This window comes from Acidiphilium sp. 20-67-58, assembly GCF_002255515.1.
In the GTDB taxonomy this organism is placed as follows: Bacteria; Pseudomonadota; Alphaproteobacteria; order Acetobacterales; family Acetobacteraceae; genus Acidiphilium.
Map to the genome: position 1 here is coordinate 17,434 of NZ_NCAS01000004.1, position 24,338 is coordinate 41,771.

At 69.9% G+C, this 24,338-nt stretch carries 19 protein-coding genes; 10 read left to right on the forward strand and 9 right to left on the reverse strand.

What is annotated here, in order from left to right; translation table 11 throughout:
- The first annotated feature begins 55 nt into the window (after nt 1-55).
- Both B7Z76_RS02660 and B7Z76_RS02665 read left to right on the forward strand, forming a co-directional pair.
- A complete protein-coding gene (locus tag B7Z76_RS02660; protein WP_174502821.1) occupies nt 56-310 on the forward strand; it encodes a GlsB/YeaQ/YmgE family stress response membrane protein in 255 nt (84 codons plus the stop codon).
- An 80-nt stretch (nt 311-390) separates the two neighbouring features.
- Nucleotides 391-1,551 (forward strand): acyltransferase, encoded by a 1,161-nt coding sequence (locus B7Z76_RS02665; protein ID WP_236656262.1) that lies wholly within the window; start codon nt 391-393, stop codon nt 1,549-1,551.
- Here B7Z76_RS02665 and B7Z76_RS02670 read toward each other — a convergent pair.
- The 4 genes from B7Z76_RS02670 to hemC are packed head-to-tail and all read right to left on the reverse strand — an operon-like array spanning nt 1,511 to nt 5,352.
- Complete coding sequence (locus B7Z76_RS02670; RefSeq protein WP_291341983.1) at nt 1,511-2,695, reverse strand: heme biosynthesis HemY N-terminal domain-containing protein; 1,185 nt, start codon at nt 2,693-2,695, stop codon at nt 1,511-1,513. The two genes, B7Z76_RS02665 and B7Z76_RS02670, sit on opposite strands and share 41 nt — an antisense overlap.
- Entirely contained in the window at nt 2,695-3,648 is a 954-nt protein-coding gene (locus B7Z76_RS02675) for a COG4223 family protein (RefSeq protein ID WP_291341985.1), read from the reverse strand. Before B7Z76_RS02675 ends, B7Z76_RS02670 begins: the two co-directional genes overlap by 1 nt.
- Entirely contained in the window at nt 3,645-4,319 is a 675-nt protein-coding gene (locus tag B7Z76_RS02680) for a uroporphyrinogen-III synthase (RefSeq protein WP_291342059.1), read from the reverse strand. The genes B7Z76_RS02675 and B7Z76_RS02680 overlap by 4 nt, the downstream gene beginning before the upstream one ends.
- A 31-nt stretch (nt 4,320-4,350) precedes the next feature.
- Nucleotides 4,351-5,352: a hydroxymethylbilane synthase gene (gene hemC / locus B7Z76_RS02685; RefSeq protein ID WP_291341987.1), complete on the reverse strand. Its 1,002-nt coding sequence runs from the start codon at nt 5,350-5,352 to the stop codon at nt 4,351-4,353.
- A gap of 23 nt (nt 5,353-5,375) precedes the next feature.
- On the opposite strand from hemC, the gene tsaD reads away from it, so the two are divergent.
- A complete protein-coding gene (gene tsaD / locus B7Z76_RS02690) occupies nt 5,376-6,467 on the forward strand; it encodes a tRNA (adenosine(37)-N6)-threonylcarbamoyltransferase complex transferase subunit TsaD (RefSeq protein WP_291341989.1) in 1,092 nt (363 codons plus the stop codon).
- A gap of 7 nt (nt 6,468-6,474) precedes the next feature.
- On the opposite strand, the gene B7Z76_RS02695 is transcribed toward tsaD, so the two are convergent.
- The 5 genes from B7Z76_RS02695 to B7Z76_RS02715 form a co-directional block, all read right to left on the reverse strand.
- A complete protein-coding gene (locus B7Z76_RS02695) occupies nt 6,475-9,567 on the reverse strand; it encodes an efflux RND transporter permease subunit (protein ID WP_291341991.1) in 3,093 nt (1,030 codons plus the stop codon).
- Between the two features lie 3 nt (nt 9,568-9,570).
- On the reverse strand, nt 9,571-12,768 hold the full coding sequence (locus B7Z76_RS02700; protein WP_174502813.1) for an efflux RND transporter permease subunit: 3,198 nt from the start codon (nt 12,766-12,768) through the stop codon (nt 9,571-9,573).
- Complete coding sequence (locus tag B7Z76_RS02705) at nt 12,765-13,925, reverse strand: efflux RND transporter periplasmic adaptor subunit (RefSeq protein ID WP_291341994.1); 1,161 nt, start codon at nt 13,923-13,925, stop codon at nt 12,765-12,767. Before B7Z76_RS02705 ends, B7Z76_RS02700 begins: the two co-directional genes overlap by 4 nt.
- A gap of 2 nt (nt 13,926-13,927) precedes the next feature.
- Complete coding sequence (locus B7Z76_RS02710; protein ID WP_291341996.1) at nt 13,928-15,334, reverse strand: efflux transporter outer membrane subunit; 1,407 nt, start codon at nt 15,332-15,334, stop codon at nt 13,928-13,930.
- Between the two features lie 128 nt (nt 15,335-15,462).
- Complete coding sequence (locus B7Z76_RS02715; RefSeq protein ID WP_174502810.1) at nt 15,463-16,017, reverse strand: histidine phosphatase family protein; 555 nt, start codon at nt 16,015-16,017, stop codon at nt 15,463-15,465.
- A gap of 131 nt (nt 16,018-16,148) precedes the next feature.
- Here B7Z76_RS02715 and B7Z76_RS02720 point away from each other — a divergent pair, with 131 nt between their 5' ends.
- From B7Z76_RS02720 to B7Z76_RS02750, 7 genes are all read left to right on the forward strand, one after another.
- Nucleotides 16,149-16,817 carry a Tim44/TimA family putative adaptor protein gene (locus B7Z76_RS02720; protein ID WP_174502809.1) on the forward strand — a complete coding sequence of 223 codons (669 nt, stop codon included), beginning with the start codon at nt 16,149-16,151 and terminating at the stop codon, nt 16,815-16,817.
- 3 nt (nt 16,818-16,820) lie between these two features.
- Nucleotides 16,821-18,020 carry a murein transglycosylase A gene (locus B7Z76_RS02725; protein ID WP_291341998.1) on the forward strand — a complete coding sequence of 400 codons (1,200 nt, stop codon included), beginning with the start codon at nt 16,821-16,823 and terminating at the stop codon, nt 18,018-18,020.
- The gene (locus B7Z76_RS02730) at nt 18,017-18,808 is read left to right on the forward strand and encodes a (Fe-S)-binding protein (RefSeq protein ID WP_174502807.1); all 792 of its coding nucleotides are present in this window, start codon (nt 18,017-18,019) and stop codon (nt 18,806-18,808) included. The genes B7Z76_RS02725 and B7Z76_RS02730 overlap by 4 nt, the downstream gene beginning before the upstream one ends.
- Nucleotides 18,805-20,697 carry a potassium transporter Kup gene (locus tag B7Z76_RS02735; RefSeq protein WP_291341999.1) on the forward strand — a complete coding sequence of 631 codons (1,893 nt, stop codon included), beginning with the start codon at nt 18,805-18,807 and terminating at the stop codon, nt 20,695-20,697. The genes B7Z76_RS02730 and B7Z76_RS02735 overlap by 4 nt, the downstream gene beginning before the upstream one ends.
- 5 nt (nt 20,698-20,702) lie before the next feature.
- On the forward strand, nt 20,703-21,200 hold the full coding sequence (locus B7Z76_RS02740) for a hypothetical protein (RefSeq protein WP_174502805.1): 498 nt from the start codon (nt 20,703-20,705) through the stop codon (nt 21,198-21,200).
- Nucleotides 21,182-21,526, forward strand: coding sequence for a hypothetical protein (locus B7Z76_RS02745; protein ID WP_291342001.1), 345 nt, complete (start codon nt 21,182-21,184; stop codon nt 21,524-21,526). The genes B7Z76_RS02740 and B7Z76_RS02745 overlap by 19 nt, the downstream gene beginning before the upstream one ends.
- A 243-nt stretch (nt 21,527-21,769) precedes the next feature.
- Nucleotides 21,770-24,328, forward strand: a complete 2,559-nt coding sequence (locus B7Z76_RS02750) for a bifunctional acetyl coenzyme A synthetase (ADP forming), alpha domain/GNAT family N-acetyltransferase (RefSeq protein ID WP_174502803.1) — start codon at nt 21,770-21,772, stop codon at nt 24,326-24,328.
- Nucleotides 24,329-24,338 lie beyond the last annotated feature (10 nt).

The window sequence follows — 24,338 nt, forward strand, 5'->3', positions numbered from 1 at the left end:
GCCACGGCGCGCCGTCCCATGTCCTGAACTGCATCCACCAGGAGGATACCCGCCCATGCATCTGATCGGCTTCATCATTCTCGGCCTGATCGCCGGCTGGATCGCGAGCCATATCGTCGACAACGCCGGCAAGGGCCCGGTTCTCGACATGGTGCTCGGCATCGTCGGCGCGCTGGTCGGTGGGCAGATCTTCATCACCCTCGGTTTCGCGCCGGGCGGCGGATTTCTCTACAGCCTGTTCGTCTCCGTGGTCGGCGCGGTGATCGTGCTGGTCGCCTATCACGCGCTGCTGGGCCGCCGCCGGCTGTGATTTTCCTGTTCAATACAATCTGAAGTTGTTATATCCTCCGCGCCATGCTGGCGCGGAACGAACATATCGCAGACCGGCCAATGGGCAGGCTCGTCCGGCTCGACGGTCTGCGCGGCGTGCTCGCGATCTATGTCACAGCGGGTCACATGATCCCGTTCTTGCCATTGCCGCCGCTTGCCATGCGCCTCGCCCAAGCGTTAGCCAGTCACGGTCTTGCCGCGGTTGAGCTGTTCTTTGCCCTGTCGGGGCTGGTGATTGTGCAATCCCTCGCGCGGTTCGGCGGAGATCGGCGGCGATTCCTCGCGGCGCGGGCGCGGCGGCTGCTGCCGGTCTATCTCGTCGTGCTGGCCGGCGCCGCGGTGCTGATGCTCGCGGCCGGCTCGCCCTACGGCGCCATGAACTGGATCGCGCCGCATGCTCCAGCGCGGGCGATCTGGCCCGCGGGTCCGCCACCGCATCCCGGTCTCGAAGTGCTGGCCCATCTTGCCTTTGTGCATGGCGCGCTTCCGCATGCGGCGCTGCCCGATGCGCCCTATGCCCTGCTCGGCCCGGCCTGGAGCCTCTCCACCGAATGGCAGTTCTACGCTGCGATCGCCATCTTCGCCTGCGGGTTCGACGGCAGCGATCGCGCGCTCGTGCGCCTCGCCCTCAGCTTCGTTGCGCTGGCGGTGCTCGCCAGACTCTACGCTTCCTGCGTGCCGCTGCCCTGGCGTTTCAGCCGGGCGTTTCTGCCGAACGAAGCCGTCTATTTCGCCCTCGGCATCGCCGCCGCGCGATTCTGGCAGGGCGGGCGCGCAGGGGAGGGGGCCGGGCGTTTTTTCGCAGCCCTCCTGATCGTCGCAATGGCGCTCGGCGCCACGCATGGTGCGGGCTGGGGCAGGGTGGCGAAAGCCCTGCCGCCGCTCGGCTGGGCGGCGGCGATCGCGGCGCAGCGCTTTCCTGCCTCGCGGCCGCTCCGGCCGCTGGCACGCGCCCTCGGTGCCCGCCCGATCCTGTGGCTCGGGCTGGTCTCCTACCCGCTTTATCTGGTCAACGAACCCCTCGGCCGGGCGCTGGCGCTCCTGCTCGGCCCCCGGCTTGCGGGTCATCCCACCCTGTTCGGCCTGCTCTGGGGCGGAGCGACGCTTATCGGCTCGCTTCTCCTCGCCGCAATACTGCATTACGGAATCGAGCGCTCCCCGCCGGCCCGGCGGCGACGGGTCACCCCGCCGGTTGCGGTGCCGGCAGCAGGGGAGGCGTAGGCGCCGCGGTGCCGTGCCGCACCCAGCCGAGCGAGCCGATGGCGGCGCATTTGCGGCATGTCGGCTGCCAGGCCTCGTGCTCGGTCTCGCAGGATTTGCAGATCCAGGCACCCTTGCCGCCGCTCTGCCGTTCGTGCCGCTCGGCTTCGCCGGTCAGCCTCGCTGCGCGGGCGGTGCGCGCCAGCAGGGCCTCGCTCTCGGGATGTCCCGGATTGACCGCCGCCAGCCGTGCCGCGGCAGCGGCTCGCTCCAGCGGCGCGCTTATCTCCGCGAGCCACGCCTCGCCAAGATCGGGATGCGGGGCAAGGCGCCATCCGCGCTTCAAGACCCGCTTGGCCCGCCACGTCTGCCCGGCCTTCGCCCGCGCCTGATATAAAGCCATATAAGCTTCCGGGAGTTCCGGCGCCGCGCGCACCGCCTCCCGCGCCCAGTCGATCGCGAGCGGCTCGCCGCCGGCCTCGCGCGATGCCATGATGGCCAGCGCCGCGCGCGCCGGCGCATCGGTCGCAAGCCGCGCCGCCTCGCCGAACCGGCCCTGCCCCAGCGCGATCCGCACGCGCTGTTCGCGCAGCCAGCCCGAACGCGGATAGGACGCGGCGGCCTTGCGCGCCCGCTCGGCGGCAAGTGCGAGCCCATCCTCGTCGTCCTGTGGCAGCGGCCGCGCGGTCAGCAGGCCGCGCCAGCCGAGAAACCCGGCATCGCCATGTTTGGCGAGGTCGGCGAACAGCGTCTCCGCCGTCGTCGCATCGCCACTCTGCCGTGCCGTTTCAGCACTCACGTAAAGCGGCAGCGGCGCATCGGGCGCGTGGCGCCGCGCCGTTCGCGCATGACCGGAGGCCGCGCCGATATCGCCGGCGGCAAGGGCTGCGAGAGCGCGCAGCGAGGCGGCGTCGGCGGCGTCACGCCGCGCCCGGCTCCGCTTCGCCGCCACCCGCCGGGGCAGGCCAAGTGCGCCGCGCAGCAGGCCCAGCGCCACGATCGCCACCGCGACCAGAAACACCAGCAGCAGGATCGCCACCGGCGTCGACGCGCTGGCGGCATAGCTGCCGATCTCCACCGTGACATGCCCCTGCAGGCTGGCGAGATACCAGGCGACGCCGAGCAGGACGATCGCGACGAGGCCGAAGCGGAAGGCGCGCAGCATCAGCCCTTCTCCGCCATCGCGGCCAGCGCTGTTCGTGCCGCGAGCAGGCCGGCGGCCTCGTCCGTCCAGGGCTTCATCGCCGTCGCAGCTTTCGGCGGCAGCTTCGCGAGGTCATTCACCGCAGTACCGAGATCATCGCGCGCCAGCGCCGTCCGCGCCTTGCCCAGAACGCCCTCGGCCGGGCTGCCGACCAGAACCGTATCGCCATGCCGCAAGGTCACGAGGCTTTCCACCCGCGCGGTCGCCCGTTGCCAGAACCCGCCTTGCTGCGCCGCGTCGCCAGCGGCGTCGGAAGCTGCCCCGGCATAGGTCGCGAAGCTCGCCTTCAGGCCGGCAAGGGTCGGCGGCTTCGCCGTGGCATAGATGGCAAGCGCCGCCGGCGCGCCGGGAATCTCGCCGAGCGGCAGGCCGTTCTGCAGGTTCAGGCTCGCCTGCGCGAGCAGCGCGAGGGTCTTCGCCTTCGTCACCAGCGCCGGCAGGTCGCCGCTCTGCTGGCGCAGCCGCGTCACCGCCGCATGATCGGCGAGGGTGGTGGTCGAGAGTGCCGCGATGCTCGTCTCGATCTTGCCGATCCGGGCCGCGAGATCGGCGGGCAGGGCCGGTGCGGGTGTGGCGGGCGCCGGCTTGTTCTCGGCTGCGGCAACGCTTGCGAGTTTCTGCTCAAGCGTCGCGACCCGGCCGCGCAGCGCGCCGATCCGCGTCGAGAGCTGGTCGATCCGGGCCGATTGCCCCGCCGCGCCGAGCTGGGCGCGGAACAGGAAGAGTTCGCCGCCCGCAAGCAACAGGATCGCGACCGCCGCAAGGCCGATGGCCTTGCGCTGGTTCCGGGGCGAGGCCGCCGCATCCGGTGCTGCCGCTGGTTCGGCAGCCTGGGGCTCAGGCGCTGCGGCTGGCGCCGGATCGGCGGTGGCGGAGAACTCGGGCGGGGTGTGATTCGGGTCGTGCTCGCTCATGGCAACAAGGGTAACATGTGATCCTGATCGGGTGAAACCGCGCTGCGGATCTCGCGAAATGGAAGGCGGGAGAGCGGGGCTGCCGCCGCCGGGCTGATCGCCACGCCAATCGCGCCGGCCAGCGCCCGGTCGAGCCCGGCCTCGGTGACGAGGGCGGCGAAACTGCGCGCGCTCGCGGGCGAAAATACCATCACCCGGTCGACCTCGCCGGCTTCGAGCGCTGCCCGCGCCGCCGTGTCGAGCTCTCGGGCCGGGCGCGAGCGGTAAACCACACGGCGAGTCACCCGGAAGCCGCGGCGGCGCAGATCGGCGGCGAGGCCCAGGCTGTGCCCCGCGCCACAGGCCAGCAACAGCCGCGCGCCGGGGTCGAGCTGCGCGCCCACCAGCTCCGCCAGTTCCTGCGCCGTTCCCGCGGCGCTGGCAACGGATATGAACCCGGCGGCGCGCGCCCGCGCGGCGGTGGCATCGCCCACCGCGAATAGCGGCACGGCGCGCAGGGCTGGCGGCAATCCGGGCAGCGCCTGCGCGCTCGCGACCACAATGGCGTCCACCAACGGCGGCAGCGCCGCCGGCAGCGCCTCGATCTCGAGGCAGGGGGCGAGAACCGGAACATGACCTGCCGCCCGCAGGGCGGCGGCGGTGGAGCTGCCGCCGGGTTCGGGGCGGGTCACCAATACGGTAAGCGGACCAGTTGCGCCGGTCTCAGTCAAGAAAGATGTCGGACGGGCTGTCGCGCCGCAGCGAGGCGCCGAGTTCCGCACCCAGCCGCACCGCGTCGGCAGCGTTCGCCGTCTCGCTGCGCTTGAGCAGGAAACTGCCATCCGGTCGCGCGGTGAGTCCGGTCAGATGCAGGTTGCCATCCGGCAGCAGCCGCGCATATCCGCCGATCGGCGTCCGGCAGGAGCCGTCCAGTGCGGCGAGCAGCGCCCGCTCCGCCTTGGAAACCGCCTTCGCCTCGTGGTTCTCGATCGCGGCGAGCAGTTCGGCGAGCCGCGTATCCGCCGCGCGAACCGTGATCCCGACGATTCCCTGGCAGGCCGCCGGCACCATCGCCTCCGGGTCGACCGCCGCACTCACCTCTTCCTCGAAGCCGAGGCGCCGCAGCCCGGCGAGGGCAAGCAGCGTTGCATCGAACGTGCCATTGCGCGCCGCGTCGAGCCGGGTGCGGACATTGCCGCGCAGCAGGCCGATCTGCAGGTCGGGCCGCGCATGCAGCAGCTGCGCCTGCCGCCGCACCGACGAGGTGCCGACCCGCGCGCCCATCGGCAGGCTCGCCCAGATGTCGCCCACCTTCGCCGCGCCTAATCCATCGGCGAGGATCAACGCGTCGCGGGCGTCCTCGCGCTTCATCGTGCAGGCGAGGATGATGCCATCGGGCAGGGTGGTTTCCAGGTCCTTGAGGCTGTGCACCGCGAAATCGATTCGCCCGTCCAGCAGCGCCTCGTGGATTTCCTTGGCGAACAATCCCTTGCCGCCGATCTCGGCGAGCGGACGGTCGGTCACCCGGTCGCCGGTCGTGCTGATGATCTCGGGGGCGAAGGCATCCGGCGCGAATCCAAGCGCGGGGCAGATCTCGCGCAGCGCGGCGAGGAACATGTCGGTCTGCCGAACGGCGAGCGGCGATCCCCGCGTGCCTACCCGCAGGGGCAGGCGGCGGCCGGAATGGGGGGCGACCTTGCCGCCCGACGAGCTTTCCTGGTGCATCTCCTCTGCTTAAAAGGAACGGGATGGAAAGAAAAGCCGCAAGTTTCGCCGGGTTCGGCCCCGACTCGCTCGTTCTCGGGATCGAAAGCTCGTGCGACGAGACCGCCTGCGCCGTGCTAGACGGTGCGGGGCGGATCCGCGCCGAATTCGTCGCCAGCCAGATCGCCGATCACGCGCCGTTTGGCGGCGTGGTTCCCGAAATCGCCGCGCGCGCGCATCTCGCCCTCCTGCCGGACATGATCCGCCGCGCGCTGGCCGCTTCCGGCACCGCGCCATCCGGCCTTGCCGCGATCGCCGCGACCGCCGGGCCCGGCCTGATCGGCGGCCTCATCGTCGGCGCCAACACCGCGCGCGGCATGGCCCTGGCGGCCAACGTGCCCTTCCTCGCGATCAATCATCTCGAGGCCCATGCGCTCACCGCCCGCCTGCCGGATGCAGGCGGCACCAAGCCGGATTTCCCCTATCTGCTGCTGCTCGTCTCCGGCGGGCACACGGCGCTGATCGCGGTCGAGGGGGTGGGGCGCTACCGCCGGCTCGGCACCACGCTGGACGATGCCGCCGGCGAGGCGTTCGACAAGGTGGCGAAACTGCTCGGCCTGCCCTATCCCGGCGGCCCCGCGCTGGAACGCCTCGCCGCCGAGGGGCGGGACGGGCAGTTCAGCCTGCCGCGCCCCATGCTGGGCCGGCCGGGCTGCGATTTTTCCTTCTCCGGCCTGAAGACCGCCGTCGCCCAGCTCATCGCCCGCCAGAAGGAGGGCGAATTGCCGCACGATTTCGCCGCCGATCTCGCCCGCGCCTTCCAGGCCGCGGTGGTCGCCGCCCTGGCCGACCGGCTGCGCCATGCCCTCGCCATGCTGCCGGGTGCGACAGCGGTCGTCGTCGCTGGCGGGGTCGCCGCCAACAAGGCGGTGCGCGCCGCGCTGGGCAGCGTCGCGGCCGAGGCCGGCCTGCCGCTCGCGGCGCCGCCGCTCCGCCTCTGCACCGACAATGCGGTCATGGTCGCCTGGGCGGCGATCGAGCGCCTGCGCGCCGGTGGCGGCGCCGATCCGCTCGGCGCGCGCTGCCGGCCGCGCTGGCCGCTCGAACAGGCGCGGGAGATGCAGATCGCCGGCTGACCGGCCCTCATTCCGCCGGCATGGTTGCCAGCCGCCGCGCCCGGCGCCGGCCGAACCCGGTGACCGCGAGATAGATCACCGGCGTGGTGTAGAGCGTCAGCGCCTGGCAGACGATCAGCCCGCCAATCACCGCGATGCCCAGCGGCCGGCGCAGCTGCTCGCCGGTGCCGACCGCGAAGGCCAGCGGCAGGGCGCCGAGGGCCGCGGCCAGCGTCGTCATCATGATCGGCCGGAACCGCTCGAGGCAGGCGGCGCGGATCGCCTCGGCCGGCGTCATGCCGTGCTCGCGCTCGGCGTTCAGCGCGAAATCCACCAGCAGGATGCCGTTCTTCTTGACGATCCCCATCAGCAGGAAAATGCCGATGATGCCGATGACCGAGAGCGGCGTGCCGGTGAGGAGCAGCGCCAGCAGCGCGCCGACGCCGGCGGAGGGCAGCGTCGAGAGGATCGTCAGCGGCTGTACCAGGCTCTCGTAGAGCACGCCGAGCACGATATAGATCGCGACCAAAGCGGCGAGGATGAGCAACGGCTCGGTGCTCAGCGATTGCAGGAAATAGCGCGCGTTGCCGCCGAAGCTGATCTTCACCTCGGCTGGCAGCGGCAGTTCGCCGATCGCCTGCTTCACCGCCGCGATCGCCTGGCCGAGCGATGCGCCCTTGGCGACGTTGAAGCTGATCGTCCCGGCCGGCAGCCCGTCGAGATGGGTGACGGAGAGCGGTGCCGTGCTCCGCACGTCATGTGCGACAGCGGCGAGCGGCACCGGCCCGTTCGTGCCGGCGACATAGACGTGCTGCAGGTCCACGGGCGAGCGATCGAGGCCTTCGGGCACTTTCAGGATCACGGAATACTGGTTCTGCGCCTCGTAGATCCGTGAAATCTGCCGTTGCGCGAAGGCGTTCTGCAAGGCGCCGTCGATCGCCGCGATCGAGACGCCGAGCCGCGCCGCCGCCTTGCGGTCGATCGCGACGGTGATCTCGGTCTGTGCCTTGTCCTGGTCGGTCGAGACATTGCCGATCTGCTTCAGCGTGCGCAGTTTCCGCTCGATCTCGGCGGTGACATCGGCAAGCCCGGTGAGCGAGGGATCGACGATCGAGAAACTGTATTCCCCGCCATTCGACTGGCCGCCGAAAAACAGGTCCTGCGCCACGAACATCGTGGTGGAGATTCCGGGAATGCGCGCCAGCCGTGCCTGCAACTGCCGCAACACCACCTGCGCCGAGGCGCCGCGCTGCGACAGCGGCTTGAGCTGGATGAACATGTGGCCCCGGTTGGCGGTGGAAAATCCGTTGGCCACACCGATGCGCGAGCTGACCGCCTCGACCGCCGGATTGGCGAGAATGATCGTGACGACACGCCCCTCCAGCCGTTTCATCCGCGAGAACGACACGTCGGATGGTGCGATCGTATGGCCGATGATCAGCCCCGAATCCTGCTCGGGAATGAACGCCTTCGGCACCCTGACATAGAGAAACACCGTGAGTGCGACAGTGAGGGCGAAGCTCGCGAGCATCAGCCAGCGATGCGCCAGCGCCCAGTCGAGGCTGCGCGCATACGCATCGAGACTGCGGCGATAGAGCCGGTCGATCGCGCGGGCCGGCCCTGAATCGCGCCCCGCCTTCGGCGTCCGCCCCATGAACCGCCCGCAGATCATCGGCGTCACCGTCAGCGAGATGACGCCCGAAATCAGGATCGCGATCGAGAGCGTCATCGCGAATTCGTAGAACAGGTCGCCGATGATGCCGCCCATCAGCGTCAGCGGCAGGAACACGACCACGAGCGAGGCGGTGATCGAGACGACGGTGAAGCCGATCTGCCGCGCCCCCAGCAGCGCGGCCTCGATGCCGGTGAGCCCGCGCTCGTGCTGGGTGACGATGTTCTCGATCATCACGATCGCGTCGTCGACCACGAAGCCGACGCAGACGGTCAGTGCGAGCAGCGAAAAATTGTCGAGCGTGAAGCCGAGCGCCCACATCGCCGCCACGGTTCCGGCGAGCGAGAGCGGCACGGTGATGCCGGCGGCGATCGTCGGCGTCAGCCGCCGCATGAACAGCGTTACCACCACCAGCACCAGCATGATGGTGATCAGCAGCGTGATCTGGATGTCGGCGACGCTGGCGCGGATCGTCGTCGTGCGGTCGTTCAGGATCGACAGCTTTACCGAAGGCGGTAGCCAGGTGCGGATGTCCGGCAGTAATTTCCGGATCCCCTCCACCGTGCGGATGATATTGGCGTCGGCGGTCTTGGTGATCTCGATGGTGATCGCCGGCCTGCCATTGGCCGTGGCCGAAAGCTGCGTGTTGGCGACGCCGTCGATCACCGAGGCGACGTCGGACAGGCGCAGAATCGCGCCGGAGGCCGATTTCAGCACGATGTCGCGATATTGCGCGGCGGTCGAGATCTGCCCGTTGGCCACGAGCGTCCAGGCCCGGTGCGGCCCCTCGATCACGCCGAGCGGCTCGGTCGCATTGGCGCTGCGCACCGCGTTGTAGACATCGGCGCTGGTCAGCCCGGCGGCGGCCAGCGCCTGCGGATGCAGCCGGATCCGCACCGCCGGCGACCCGCCGCCATAGATGCCGACCTGCGCCACCCCCGGCACCTGCGCCAGCCGCTGGTCCAGCACCGTATCGGCAACGTTGTAAATCTGCCCGAGGCTCATCGTCTCCGAGGTGAGCGCCAGCGTCATCACCGGGCGCGAGGCCGGGTTGAATTCCTTGTAATAGGGCCGCCGCGGCATCGAGGAGGGCAGGTCGGGCAGAGCCGCGTTGATCGCGGCCTGCACCGCATGGGCATAGACGCTGATATCCGGCCCCGGATTGAACAGCACGATAACCGATGTCGACCCCACCGAGTTCTGCGAGCGGATGTCGTTCAGTCCCGGAATCGTGCCGAGCGCGTGTTCGAGCGGGGCGGCGACGGTGCTCGCCATCACCGCCGGCGACGCCCCCGGGTCGGATGCGAAGACGACGATGGCCGGAATCGGAATGCTCGGCACCGGTGCCACCGGCAGCCGCAGGTAGGACATGATCCCGGCGATCAGGATGCCGAGGGCGAGCAGCGTGGTGCCGATCGGCCGCCGGATGAAGATCGCCGAGACGTTCACCGCCTAGTCCGCCGGATCGGGTTGCGCCGCCGGCTCTCCCCGCCGCGCCGGCCGCAGCCGGTCCATCGCGAGATAGATCACCGGTGTCGTGAACAGCGTGAGCAGCTGGCTGACCAGCAGGCCGCCGATGATGGTGATGCCGAGCGGCGCGCGCAGCTCGGCGCCGGCGCCGCCCTCAAGCACCAGCGGCACGGCGCCGAGCAGGGCCGCCATCGTCGTCATCATGATCGGGCGGAACCGCAGGATCGCCGCCTCGGTGATCGCCGCTTCCGGGCTCAGCCCCCGCGTGCGCTCGGCCTCGATCGCGAAATCGACCATGATGATGCCGTTCTTCTTCACGATGCCCATCAGCAGCACGATGCCGACCAGCGCCACCAGGGTGAAATCCGCGCCGAACAGCATCAGCGCGAGCAGCGCGCCGATCCCGGCCGAGGGCAGGGTGGACAGGATCGTCACCGGATGGATCGTGCTTTCATAGAGCACGCCGAGCACGATGTAGATGACGACGAGGGCGGCGAAAATCAGCCACGGCTCCTGCGCGAGCGAGGTTTCGAACGCCGCCGCCGCCCCCGAAAACTGGCCGCTCACCGTATCCGGCACGCCGAGCGTCCGCTCCGCCCCGCGAATCGCACTCTCGGCGGCGCCGAGCGATGCGCCCTTCGCGAGGTTGAAGCTGAGCGTGACCGAGGGGAACTGGTCTTCCCTGGTGATCGCGAGCGGGCCGTAGCGCTGGTCGATCTTTGCCACCTCCAGCAGCGGCACCTCGCCTGCGACACTCGTGCTGGCGCTGCCCGCAGCCCCCGTGCTCGTGGTGCTGGTGCCGCTCACCGACCCGCCGGGGCCGAGCGATGCTGCCGAGGTGCTGGCCGAAAGACTGCCGGTCGGCACGTAGAGGCTGGCGAGCGCCTGCGGCGAGCGCGCATAGGCGGGATCGACGCCGAGCACCACCCGATACTGCGCATTCTGCGCATAGATCGTGCTGACCTGCCGCTGCCCGAACGCGTCGTAGAGCGTCGCCTCGATCGTCGCCATCGAGATGCCGAGCCGCGCCGCGGCGGTGCGGTTGACGTCGATATAGGTCTCCAGCCCCTGGTTCTGCTGGTCGCTGGCGAGGTCGGTGATCTGCGGCAGTGCCGCGAGGGCGGCCCGGATCTTCGGCGCCCAGGCGTCAAGCTCCGCCTGGTCGGCATCGGTGAGCGTGTATTGGTATTGCGTCGGCGAGACGCGCGAGGAAAGGGTGATGTCCTGCACCGGCTGCATGTAGGCGTGCAGCCCCGGAATCCCGGCGAGACGCGCCTGCAACCGCGCCATCACCGTGCCGATCCCTGCGCGCTGGCCGATCGGCTTGAGCGTGATGCCGAGCCGGCCGGTATTCGGCGTCGGGTTGGTCAGGCCGGAGCCGAGCTGCGAGGTGACGCCGGCGACCGCGGGGTCGGTGCGGATCGCGCGGATCGCCTGATCCTGCAACCGGCTCATCGCGCCGAGCGAAATGCTCTGCGCGCCCTGCGTCACGGCGACGATCGCGCCGGTATCCTCCTGCGGCAGCAGCGCCTTGGGGATGATCGCGAACAGGATCCCCGTGGCTACCACCGTCGCGGCGAAAGTGGCGAGCATCAGCCGCTGGTGCCGCAGGCTCCAGGCGAGGCCGGCGCGGTAGCGCTCCCGCACGCTCGCCAGCGCCGCCTCCGCCGCGCGCGCGATCCGCCCCGGCTGCGCGGCCTCGGCGCCGCGCAGGAGCCGCGCGCTCATCATCGGCGTCAGCGTGAGCGACACCACCGCCGAAATCACCACCGCGATCGACAGCGTCACCGCGAATTCCGAGAACAGCCGTCCGATCACGCCGGGCATGAACAGCAGCGGAATGAACACCGCGACCAGCGAGACGGTGAGCGAGACGATGGTGAAGCCGATCTGCGCGCTGCCGAGATAGGCGGCCCGCAGCGGCGATTCGCCCTCTTCGATGAAGCGGACGATGTTCTCGATCATCACGATCGCGTCGTCGACCACGAAGCCTGAGGCGACGGTGAGCGCCATCAGCGAGAGATTGTCGAGCTGGAAACCGAGCTCGTTCATCACCGCGAAGGTCGCGACGATCGAGAGCGGCAGCGCCACCGCCGGCACCAGCACCGCGCGCGGACTGGGCAGGAACAGGAAGATCACCAGCACCACGAGAAGCGCCGCGGTGATCAGCGTGATCTGCACGTCGCGCACCGAGGCGCGGATCGTCCCCGTCCGGTCGGCGACGACCTTCACATCGATCCCCGGCGGCATCGCCGCGCGCAGCCCCGCCAGCGCCGTGCGTACATCCGCGACCGTGCTGACGATGTTCGCCCCCGGCTGGCGCTGGATATCGAGCACCACCGCCGGCGTGCCGTCGTAGCTGGCGCTCTGCAGGTCGTTCTCGAGGCCCGCACTCACCGTTCCCACCGCCGAAAGCCGCACCGGCGCGCCCTTGCGATAGGCGATGATCAGGTCGCGATACTGCGCCGGCACGGTGATCTGGTCGTTGGCGCCGATCGTGTAGGCCTGGTTATGCCCATCCAGCGCCCCCTTGGCGCCGGACTGGTTGGCATTGGCGATGGCGTTGCGCACATCCTCGAGCGACACGCCATAGGCGGCGAGCCGTGCAGGGTTCACGTCGATGCGGATCGCCTTGGTCAGCCCACCCTCGACCGTCACCTTGCCCACCCCCTTCACCTGCGAGAGCTTGGGCACGAGGCGGGTCTGCGCCGCATCGGCAATCGCATCGAGCGGCAGCGTGCGCGAGGTCAGCGCCAGCGTCAGGATCGGTGCATCCGCCGGATTCACCTCCGAATAGGTCGGCGGATATTGCAGGTTCGGCGGCAGCGTGCCGGAGGCGGCGTTGATCGCGGCCTGCACGTCCTGGGCCGCCGTCGTCATCGGCATCGATAGGTCGAAGCGCAGCGTGATCGCGCTGGTCCCCTGGCTCGAGATCGAGCTCATCGCCGCGAGCCCGGCAATCTGCCCGAACTGCCGTTCGAGCGGTGCGGTCAGCAGTTTCGAGGCGGTATCCGGCGAGGCGCCGGGCAGCTTGGTCACCACCTGGATCGTCGGAAAATCGACCTGCGGCAGCGAGGAGACCGGCAGCGCCCGATAGCCCAGCGCGCCGATCAGCAGCAATGCGATCGCGAGCAGCGACGTCGCGACCGGCCGGGCGATGAACGGGGCGGAAATGTTCACGGCGCGCCGGCGGGACCCGTGACGACATGGATCGCCGAGCCGCCCTTGAGGCGCGAATTGCCCTCGGTCACCACCTCATCGCCGGCGGCAAGCCCGCCGGTGATGACAACGGCGTTCGCCGTCTGCTCGCCGAGCGTCACCTTACGCTCCTCCACAGTGAGTGCGCCGCCTTGCTTGGCCGGTTGTTTCACGAGAAACACGAAACTGCCCGCGGGGCCCTGCTGCACCGCGACCGGCGGCACCGTCACCGCACCGGCGATCGTCCGCACCAGCGTGCGGACATTCACGTAAGCGCCGGGCCAGAGCGTGAGATCGGGATTGGCGAACGTGCCCTTGAGCGTCAGTGTGCCGGTGCTGGCGTTGACCGTGTTGTCGAGCACAGCGAGGGTGCCGCGGTCGAGCAGCGTGGCGGTCTGCGGGTCACCCTCCGCGGTCGCGAGCAGGTCGACCTTGCCGCGCTTCATCGCGGCGACGATCTGCGGCAGGTCCTGCTGCGGCAGGCTGAACTGCACCGAAATCGGCTGCAGCGTGTTGATCACCACGATGCCGCCGGCCGTATTCGGGCCGATGATATTGCCCGCGTTCACCTGCAATATGCCTGTGCGGCCGGAAATCGGCGCGGTGATCCGCGTATAGCCGAGATTGATCCGGTCGGTCTCGATGCTGGCCTCGTCCTGCTTGACCAGCGCGCGATCTTCCGCGGCGGTGGCCAGCGCCGTCGCCGCCTGCAATTTCGAGGTGTAGTTCTGCCTGACCAGCGAGGCGTATTGCCGCGCCTGCATCTCCGCATTGGCAAGGCTCGCCTTGTCCTGCGCGAGCTTCGCCTCCGCCTGGTCGAGGGCCGCGCGATAGGGCGCCGGGTCGATCTCGGCGAGAACATCGCCCCGCTTCACGAACTGGCCCTGGGTGAACAGGATGCGGGTGAGCGGGCCGGTGATCATCGGCTGCACCGTCACCGTGTGATAGGCGACGACGGTGCCGAGCGCATCGAGATAGACGGGCACGTCCTCCCGCATCGCCTTCGCCACCTTCACCGGGATCGCGGTCGCGGCAAAGCGGTGCTGGGGTTTCCCGCGGTGCCCAAGCCGATACGCCACTGCGCCGGCAAGGGCGAGCGCCGCCAGCCCGAAAATGATCCGTCCGCGCCGTTTCGCCATTGTCAGTGATCCTTGCCGGCACCGGCCGTCCAGCCGCCGCCCATCGCCTTGTACAGATTGACCGCGGCATCGAGCCGGGTGAGCCGTGCCGTCACCAGCGTCGTCTCGTCGGATAGCAGGGTCTGTTCGGCGTTCAGCACCGTGCCGATATCGACCACGCCGGCCCTGAGCTGCGCCTTCGCCCCGTCGAGCGCGGCGCGGGCACGCGCCACGGCAACCCGCTGCAACGCTTCCTGCTCGGTCGCATAGCGCAGCGCGGTCATCGCGGTCTCGACATCGCTGAAGGCCTGCACCACCGCCTGCTCGTATTTCGCGACGTCTTCCCGATAGGTCGCGCGGCTCACCCGCAACTGCCCGGTCAGCGCGCCGCCCTCGAAGATCGGCTGGGCGATCGATGTTGCCGCCGAAATCAGCGTCGAGCCGGGGGCGAAGAGCAGGTTCAGCGCCTTGCTCTGCCAGCCGCCCGAGCCGGTTAGCGTGATCGATGGGAAGAACGCGGCGATGGCACCGCGGACATTGGCATTGGCGGCGATCAGCGTGGCCTGCGCCGCCGCGATGTCGGGCCGCCGCGTCAGCAGCCCCGCCGGCAGCCCCGGCGCCAGCGCCGGGACGTGCAGCGCGCCGAGCAAGCCGCCATGAACGCGGAGGAACTCGGGCGCCTGCCCGGTGAGAATCCCGAGGCCGATCGCTTCCTGGCGCAGCTGCGAGACGAGGTTGGGAATGTTCGCCCGCTCGGCGGCGACCAGCGCTGCCTGCTGCGCCACGCTCGGCGCATCGACGATGCCGGCCTGCAATTCCGCCTGCAACTGCGCGAGCAGGCCTTCGGCGGCCTTGAGATTGCGCTGGGCGATGCCGAGCTGGTCCTGATCGGCCAGCACCTGGAAATAGACGGTGGCGACCGAGGCCTCGGCGGTCAGCGCCACCGTCGCGGCATTGAATTCCGCTGCCGCCGCGTTCGCCTGCGCCGCGCGCAGCGCATCGTAGTTTCTGCCCCAGAAATCGAGCTGGTAGGAGGCCTGGAACGTGGCGGTGAAGCTGCGCGTATCCACTGTCCGCAGCCCGCGCGCGGTGCTTGCCTGCGCCTGCTGGAACGATCCGCTGCCGCTTGCCGTGATCGCCGGCAGCAGCGGCGCGCCGGCGATCTGCGCCTGCGCGTTCGCCGCCTCGAGCTGGTCGATCGCCTCGATCACCGAGAAGTTATGCGCTTTTGCGGCCGTCACCAGCCGGTCAAGCTCCGGCGAGCCGAAATGCCGCCACCATCCCGGTTTCGGCCAGGCCGGCTTCGCCTCAGCCGAAGCGGCGAAGCTGGCGGGAACCGGGGTTTTCGGCGGGTGAAAGGCCGGGCCGACGGCGCATCCGGCAAGACCCAGCGGCAGCAGGGCGGCCGCGGCGAGGCTAGCGAGCCTCATGCAGCCTCCGGTCGTCCTGTCACGCGCCTGCCGCCTTTCCGCGCCCGCATGGGCGCATGCATGTGTGTCCGGCAGCAGAAATCTGGATGTCCAGCGCACGTTTCAAGATCTCCGGCGCCGGTCCGCGGTCAGGGACGCCAGGTCAGCGACGACGGCGGCGGCGAGGCGGGATCATACTCGATCCACGTGCCGTTGGTCAGTGACTGTCCGGTCAGTGCGAGGATGAACGCCCAATGGCTGACCACGATGGTCTCGCGCCAGTCCGGCCGGGCCGCCATCGCGCTGCGGAAGCGGTTGGCGCGTTCGATCACGGCGGCTTCGGATTCCGTCCGCCCCGGCCACCATTGCTGCGGCAGATGGGCGAAATCGTGCTCCGGAAACCGCGCGGCGAGGCGATCCGGCGGACTGCCGATATCGCAGGTGAAGTGGAACCGCTCGCGTATATCCGGTGAGATCTCCACATCGAGGCGGCGCTGCGCGAGCATCGGCGCCGCCGTCTGCAAGGTGCGCGTGTAGGGCGAGACGATGAGCCGCCGCAGCGGCCGCGCCGCAAGTGCGGCGGCGGCTGCGGCGGCCTGCGCATGCCCCTGCTCCGTCAGGCCGGGATCCTCGATTCCCGGGTCCTGCCGCGTTGCCGTGAAATGGAGATTGAACTCGCTCTGGCCGTGACGAAGCAGGATCATGGGCGTGTCGATACCCCGAGCCGGCGGCTTCGGCAAACCGCCGCTCCCTCCCGCCGCGGTTGCGGGCGCGGCGCGCTCGGCCTATCACGAGGGGAGGGGCCTCGCCCGCATAAACAGGTGTCGTTGTCGTCATGCATACCGGATTCCCCGTCGATATCGTCCTTCTCGCGCTGGTCGCGGGCTTCCTCGTGCTGCGCCTGCGCAGCGTGCTGGGCCGCCGCACCGGGTTCGAGCGGCCGCCGATGCCCGAGCCCAACGCCGGCGGCGGCGCGCCGCGCCCCGTTGGCCCGCCGGTGATCGACGGCGTTGCCGAGCCGTCCCGCCCCGCGCGTCCGGTTCCGGCCTCGCATACGGTCGTCGGCCAGGCGCTCGCCCGCATCGCCGCCGCCGAGCGGGGCTTCGATCCGGTCCGCTTTCTCGAAACGGCCGAGGGCAGCTTCCGCCGCGTCGTGCTTGCCTTCGCCGCCGGCAATCTCGCCGTGCTGCGGTCGCTGCTGACGCCGGCCGTGCTGGCCACGTTCGAGCAGGCGATCACCGCGCGCAACGCGGCCGGCGAAACCCAGCACACCGAAATCCTCCGCGTCATCGAGACCACGATCGACGAGGCGGACATCATCGGCGGCGAGGCGGTCATCGTCGTGCGCTTCGTCTCCGACCAGCAGAACTTCACGCGCGACGGCCAGGGCCAGGTGATCGCCGGCACCGAATCGATGACCGAGATGATCGATCTCTGGACCTTCGAGAAGCAGCTCGGCGCCGCCGACCCGACATGGCGGCTCGCCGCGGCGCGCAGCGGCTGAACCATGCGCGCTCTCCTGTCGCGTCATGCTCCGGCGTGCCTCGCCGCCCTCCTTCTGCTCGCCGGCTGTGCCCTGCCGCGCCCCGGCGGGCAGGATAGCGCCGCTTCCGGCCTGTCCCGCGTTGCCTACAGCGCGCTGCCGGGCTGGAGCGTGAATGAAGCCGTCGCCGGCCTGCCGGCGTTCCAGCGCTCCTGCAAGGTGATCTCGGTGATGCCGGTCGACCAGGCGCTGGGCGGTGCTGGCCTTGCGGACACGCTCGGCGGCAAGGCCGGCGACTGGCGCGCCGCCTGCGCCGCCGCGACGTCGGTGCCGCCAGATGACGCGGCAGCGGCGCAGAGCTTCTTCCAGACCTGGCTCGTGCCCTATGCCGCCTCCGGCACCACCCGCATCACCGGCTATTACGAGCCGGTCTATCCCGGTTCGGAAATCCGCGAAGACGGCTATGTCGTGCCGATCTATGCCCGCCCGCGCGACCTGGTGGACGCCAATCTTTCCGCCTTCCGCGACACGACGGGCAAGCGGCGTATCGTCGGTCGGCTGCGCTACGGTACCATGGTTCCCTATTACAGCCGCGCCCAGATCGAGGGCGGTGCGATCCGCCGCCTCGCCAAGGTCGTGGCCTGGGTGAAGAACCCGGTCGATGCCTACATGATCCAGCTCCAGGGCGCGGCCCGGCTGCGCCTGCCGGATGGCACGCTGATCGATCTCGGGTTCGATGGCACCAATGGGCGTGTCTACACGCCGATCGGCAAGCTGATGGTGGAGAAGGGGTATCTAAAGCCTGACGATGTCTCGATCACCTCGATCCGCGCCTGGCTGCTCGCCCATCCCACAGCCGCGCGCGGGTTGATGGACGCCAACAGGAACTACGTGTTCTTCAAGCGGATCCGTGGCGTGCCGGATGGTCTCGGCACGCCGGGCGCGCTCGACGTGCCGCTGGCACCGGAAGGCTCGGCGGCGGTCGACGCGAAGACGATCCCGCTCGGCGCACCGGTCTTCATCGCCACCAAAACGCTCGCCCGCCTGACCACAGCGCAGGATGTCGATGTCGGCGCGCACGGCACCTCGGCGCTGCAGATCTTCTTCGGCCTTGGCAGCAAGGCCGCGGCGCGGGCCAGCGCCGAGGCCGAAACCGGCCGCATCTTCGTCCTCCTGCCCCGGCAGGCCGCCACATCGTCATCCGCCAAGGGAGCGTCCTCATGAGTGAAGCCGCCGCGGCGCGCCCGCGCGTCGCCCTCTTTGTCACCTGTCTCGCCGATCTCTACCGGCCGAGCGTCGGCTTCGCCGCCATCCGCCTGCTCGAAGCGGCCGGCTGCACGGTCGAGGTGCCGCGGGCGCAGACCTGCTGCGGCCAGCCCGCCTACAATTCGGGCGATCATGAAACCGCCCGCGCCCTGGCCGAAGGCCTGCTCACCGCGCTCGCCGGCTACGACTATGTCGTCGCCCCCTCCGGCTCCTGTGCCGGCATGCTCCGCAAGCACATGCCCGGCCTGTTCGAGGCCGACCCCGACCTGCGCTTCAAGGCCGACGAGATCGCCGCGAAAACCTTCGAGCTGACCAGTTTCCTTGTCGACGTGATGGGATTTGCCGGGCTCGATGTCGCCCTGCCGCAGCGCGCCACTTATCATGATTCCTGCGCCGGGCTGCGCGAACTCGGCGTCAAGGAGCAGCCCCGTGCGCTGCTCTCCCGCGTCGGGGGGCTGGAACTCGTCGAGATGGACACGCCCGAGGTCTGCTGCGGCTTCGGCGGCACGTTCTGCGTCAAGCATCCCGACATCTCGGCCCGCATGGTGTCGGACAAGACGGCCGATATCGTGTCCACCGGTGCGGACCTGCTGCTTGCCGGCGATCTCGGTTGCCTGCTGAACATGGCCGGCCGCCTGACGCGCGAGGGCAAGCCGGTCGCCGTGCGCCACGTCGCCGAGGTGCTTGCCGGCATGACCGGCGAGGTGCCGCCGATCGGTCGTGGCCGGGACGGGAGCGCCGCTTGAGCGAAAGCGCGGCTCCGCACGGCACGCCCGGCGAGAAGCTCCGTCTCGCCGGCCTGATTGGCGTGCTCGGCGTCGTCTACGGCGATATCGGCACCTCGCCGCTCTACGCGGTGCAGACCAGCCTGAGCTATTTCTCGACCAAAAATTCCCTCGAACCCGACGTGTTCGGCGTGCTGTCGCTGATCTTCTGGGCGCTGGTCATCACCGTCACCATCAAATACGTCCTGCTGATCATGCGCGCCGACAACGAGGGCGAGGGCGGCACACTCTCGCTGATGGCGCTCGCCCAGCGCGTCACCCAGTCCGACCGGACGAAATGGATCGTCGGCATCATCGGCATCTGCGGTGCCGGCCTCTTCTTCGGCGACGGCACGATCACCCCGGCCATCTCGGTGCTTTCCGCCGTCGAGGGCATGGAGGTGGTCTCGCCCGGGCTCAAGGAATTCGTCCTGCCCGTCGCCATCGCGGTGATCCTGGTGCTGTTCGTCGTCCAGCGCTTCGGCACGGCGCGAGTCGGCAGCGCCTTCGGCCCGATCATGGCGCTGTGGTTCGGCGTGCTCGGCCTGCTCGGCCTGCACCAGATCATCCAGCATCCCTTCGTGCTGCAGGCGCTGATCCCGATCTATGGTTTCGAGTTCATCGTCAGGCACGATTTCCTCGCCTTCATCGCACTCGGCTCGGTTGTCCTCGCGGTGACGGGGGCGGAGGCCCTCTACGCCGACATGGGGCATTTCGGCGCGAAGCCGATCCGCGTGTCCTGGCTGTTCTTCGTCCTGCCCTGCCTGCTGCTCAACTATTTCGGCCAGGGTGCGCTCGTCATCCGCGATCCGCATGCGGTGACCAACCCGTTCTTCGTCATGGTGCCCCATGCGCTGCGCGGTCCGATGGTCGTCCTCGCGATGATGGCCACCGTGATCGCCAGCCAGGCCGTGATCTCGGGGGCCTATTCGGTCGCCCGCCAGTGCATCCAGCTCGGCCTGCTGCCGCGCATGCCGATCCGCTACACCAACGAGACCGAGCAGGGGCAGATCTATGTCCCGCCGGTCAACAGCTTCCTGTTCGTCATCGTCGTGCTGCTGGTGCTCGGCTTCGGCTCATCCGCCGCGCTGGCCTCGGCCTACGGGATCGCCGTCACCGGCACCTTCCTGTGCGACAACGCGCTCGCCGCCTTCGTCTTCTGCCGGCATTTCAACTGGCCGCTCCGCCGCACCGTGCTGGTGTTTGGCGCGATCGGCCTGGTCGATTTCGCCTTCTTCAGCTCCAACGTGCTGAAAGTGTTCGATGGTGGCTGGGTGCCGCTCGCCATCGGCTTCAGCCTCATCACCATCATGACCACCTGGCGCCGCGGCCGCGCCCTGCTGTATCAGCGCTGGCAGCAGGACAGCCTGCCGCTCGCCTCCTTCCTCGGCCGGCTGCCGCAATCGCGCATCGTCCGGGTTCCCGGGGTCGCGGTCTTCCTGACCGGCAACCCCGAATACACACCCTCCTCGCTGCTGCATAACCTCAAGCATAACAAGGTGCTGCACGAGACCGTGGTATTCGTGACCGTGCGCAATCCCGGCGTGCCCTTCGTGGGCGATGCAAGGCGCGCCAAGATCGAGGAACTCTCAGCGGGGGTCTATCGCGTGCTGCTCTCCTTCGGGTTCATGGAAAGCCCCAACATTCCCCGCGCGCTCGACCTGCTGCGCGAGCGCGGCCTGCCCTTCAGCCCGATGCAGATCAGCTATTTCCTCGGCCGCGAGACCATCGTCGCCGCGACCGTGCCCAAGCTCGGCTTCATCCGCCGGGCGATCTTCCTGTTCATGCTGCGCAACGCGATCTCGGCCACCGAATTCTTCAAGATCCCGTCCGATCGCGTCGTGGAACTCGGCGTGCGGATCGCCATCTGACGGGCATGGCCGCCGCCATTCCCCGCGCCGTCGCTGCCGATGGTACCGAACTGCATCTCGTGCCGCTGTCGCCGCCCCGGCTGCCGCGGGTGCAGAAGCGCGATCTCGAACAGGCCTGGGAAGCAGCACATTCCGCCGCTCGCGCCGGCGCCGAAGGGCCGCGCCGCGGCTTCCGCTTCGCCGGCGGCCCCGATGTCGTGCTGCGCGACCGCGACGCCAGGGTCTGGGCCTCCTCGGTCGACCGTATTGCCGATCTCTCGACGGCGCATGGCATCTCCGTCTGCCTGCGGCTGCTCGGCCTCGTCGCCCTGCTCGCGCAGGGGGGATGGGCTGCGCGGTTCGTGCGGCTCGATCAGGGCAGCGCCGAGCTGGACGGCGCGCTGCTCGGCGCGGCCGCCCGCACCGTCTTGACCGATACGGGGGCTCTCGACGAGAACGCCCTGCGCGCGCAACTGCTGCCGTGCCAATCCGAGGAACAACCGCCATGCCGCGCCCGATCCTGACCCTCGCCCTGCTGAGCCTGCCGCTCGCCGCCTGCACCTTCGGCGCGCCGCCGCCCGCCTCGCCGGCCGAGCGAGCCGACATCGCCGCCTGCACCCAGCAGGCAAATGCCTATGACCGGACACACAACTACGCCTATCTCTCCCGCACCGACCAGTTCGCCACCCCGTTCCAGGGCACGCCCGATGCCGCGGCGTCCTATGATCGCCTGGCCCGGGTCCACGCCCGCCGTGACATGATCGCCCGCTGCGTGCGCAACGCCAATCCGGCTTATGTCGGTGGCGGTGCTGCCCTGCCGGAGCCGAAAATCATCGGCCCTTCGAGCTGAGTGCCCCGCGCCGCCCGATCGGCTGACCCGGCGCTACCCGCACGGGCGGTTTCATCGGACGGCGGATCGGTCTAGAGCACTTTCCGATCCATCCGGATTGGATGGAGTTCTCTACTACATTGATAAACAGAGCATCATCCGGTCAGATGGTTCCATCTGATCCGGTGATGCTCTAGTGTCCTGCCCGGCATCGAACCACGCGCCGATTGCGCGTGGGGTGCCCTGCCGGCCGAAGGAGACGCGATGAAGCCGCTTGGCTATTCCATCGTCAACCGCTTCGATCCCGACGCCCTGTTCGCGCCGAAATCCGTGCTGCTCTCGGGGGCAGGGACGGCGTTGGGCGAGGCTTTGGGCAACGCGCTGGCGGCAGGCGGCTTTCCCGGCCGGATCGTGCGTCCCGGCGAGGATGAGGGCGGTGTCGATCTCGCCCTGATCGCCGATCCCCCGGAAGCGGTTCCCGGAATCATCGCCGGCCTTGCCGGCCGCGTCCGCGGCGCGGCGGTGGTCTATGCCGCGGTCGAAGGGCTGCGCGAGATCGCGCTCGCTGCCAGGGTACGGGTCATCGGCCCGCGCTCGTTCGGCATCGCCGCGCCCGCCGCGCGGCTCAACGCGTTGCGCAGCCACATGCCGCCCCCGCCCGGCCGCGTCGCGCTGCTCGGCCAGTCCCCGGCGCTGGCGCGCGCGGTGATCGACTGGGCGGCGCCCAACGGCATCGGCTTTTCCCATGTCGTCGGCATCGGCGGCAATGCGGATATCGGCTTCGGCCGGGTGCTGGATCATCTCGCGCGCGACCCCGGTACCGGCCCGATCCTGATGGAAATCGCCGGGCTGCGCGACCCGCGGCTGTTCCTCTCGGCCGCCCGCGCGGCGGCACGCCTGCGCCCGATCGTCGCCATCGTTCCCGGCGCGCGACTCGATGATCCGAGCGGCATCGCGCTGGCCGGGTTCGAGGCCGCGCTGCGCCGCGCCGGCGTGCTGCTCACCACCAGCCTTGGCGAGTTCCTCGCCGCCGCCGAAACCCTTACCCGCGCCCGTCCCGCCCAGGGCGAGCGCCTCGCCATTCTCGGCAATAGCGAGGGCGCCTGCCGCCTTGCCGCCGACACGGCGCTCGCCGCCAGCATCGAGCTTGCCGTGCTGTCGGACGAAACCCGCCGGGTTCTTGGCCTGCTGCTGGGCGACCTGCCGCCTGCCTCTGGCCCGATCGCCCTGCCGGATACGCCCGGCACCCGCCTTGCCGATGTCGCGGCCATGCTCGCCGCGGCGCCCGAGGTGGGGGGCGTGCTCGTGATCCATGCCCCGTCCGGCCCGGAGGACGATGCCGCGATCGCCGGGCTGATCGCCTGTTCCGGCAGCATCAGGGCGCCGCTGCTGGCTGCCGTGCTCGGCGAGACCACCGCCGCCCCGCAGCGCCGCCGCCTGGCCGAGGCCGGGGTGGCCGCTTTCGCCACGCCGGAACGCGCGGTCGAAGGGTTCGGCGACCTGCTCCGCCACGCCGCCATCCGCGCTGCCGCCCGCGAGTTGCCGCCCTCCGCGGTGCTCGATGTCGCCCCCGACCGCACGGCCGTCCACGCCGCCTTGTCCCTCGCCCGCAATGGCGGCCGCACCGCCCTGCCGCAGGATGCGTGTTTCGCCATCCTGCGCGCCTATGGGATCGAAACCGCCGAAACCCGCATCGTCGACACGGCCGAGGATGTGGCGGCGGCGGCCTCGTCGCTCGGCTTTCCGGTGGTGGTAAAGGTCTCCCACCCCGATCTGGCGCAGCGTCGCCCCGAGGGCAGCGTCTCGCTCGACCTGCCGGACGCCGCCTCCGCCGCGGCCGCGGCCGCGCTGATCACCGCCCGCCTGCGCCGCCGGGGCGATTTCCCCGAGGGCGCGCGCTTCCTCGTCCAGCACCAGCTGCCGCGTGCGCGCGAACTGCGCATCCTGGTCGGCGAGCAGCCCTTTGTCGGCCCCACCATCGGCTTCGGCCCCGGCGGCGGCGATGCCACCGACGCCTCGCGCCTTGCTTTCGATCTCCCGCCGCTCAACCTGAAGCTCGCCGAGGGGCTGATCCGCCGCGCCGGCGGCAACGCGCTGCTCCGTCCCGCCCGCGGCATCGACGAGGCGGACCGCGCCGCAGTCGCCGGCACCCTCGTCCGCATCAGCCAGCTCGTGGTCGACTGGCCGGAAATCGAGCGCCTCGACATCGATCCGCTCTTCGCCACCGGCGCGGGAGTGGTGGCGGCCAATGTCCGGATCACCCTGCACGCGCCCGGCGAGCGGCGCGCGAAATTGCCGATCACCCCCTATCCCGCCCATCTCGCCCATACGCTGACGCTGAAGGGGCGGGTGTTCCAGATCCGCCCGATCCGCCCGGAAGACGCCGCCGCCCATCAGCGCCTGTTCACCCGCCTCGCGCCGGAGGATGTCCGCTTCCGCTTCTTCTCTGCCGTCCGCCAGCTCGCGCCCGAGCAGGTGGTGCGTCTCACCGAGGTCGATTACGGCCGTGAACTCGCCCTGATCGCGGTCGAGACCGCGACCGCCGAGACGGTCGGCGTCGCCCGCCTTGTCCGCTCCGATACCGACGGCACCGAGGGCGAATTCGCCATCCTCGTCGAGAGTGGCGCGAAGGGTGTCGGTCTCGGCTCGGTGCTGATGGGCGACCTGATCGACTGGGCGCGCGACGAGGGGGTGATCGACATGGTTGGCCAGGTCCTGGCCGACAACCACCCGATGCTCGCCTTCATCCGCCATCTCGGCTTCTCGATCGCCCATATTCCGGGCGAGGAGGATGTCGTGGAAGCAAGGCTGCGCCTCACCTGAGCGGGCGGGC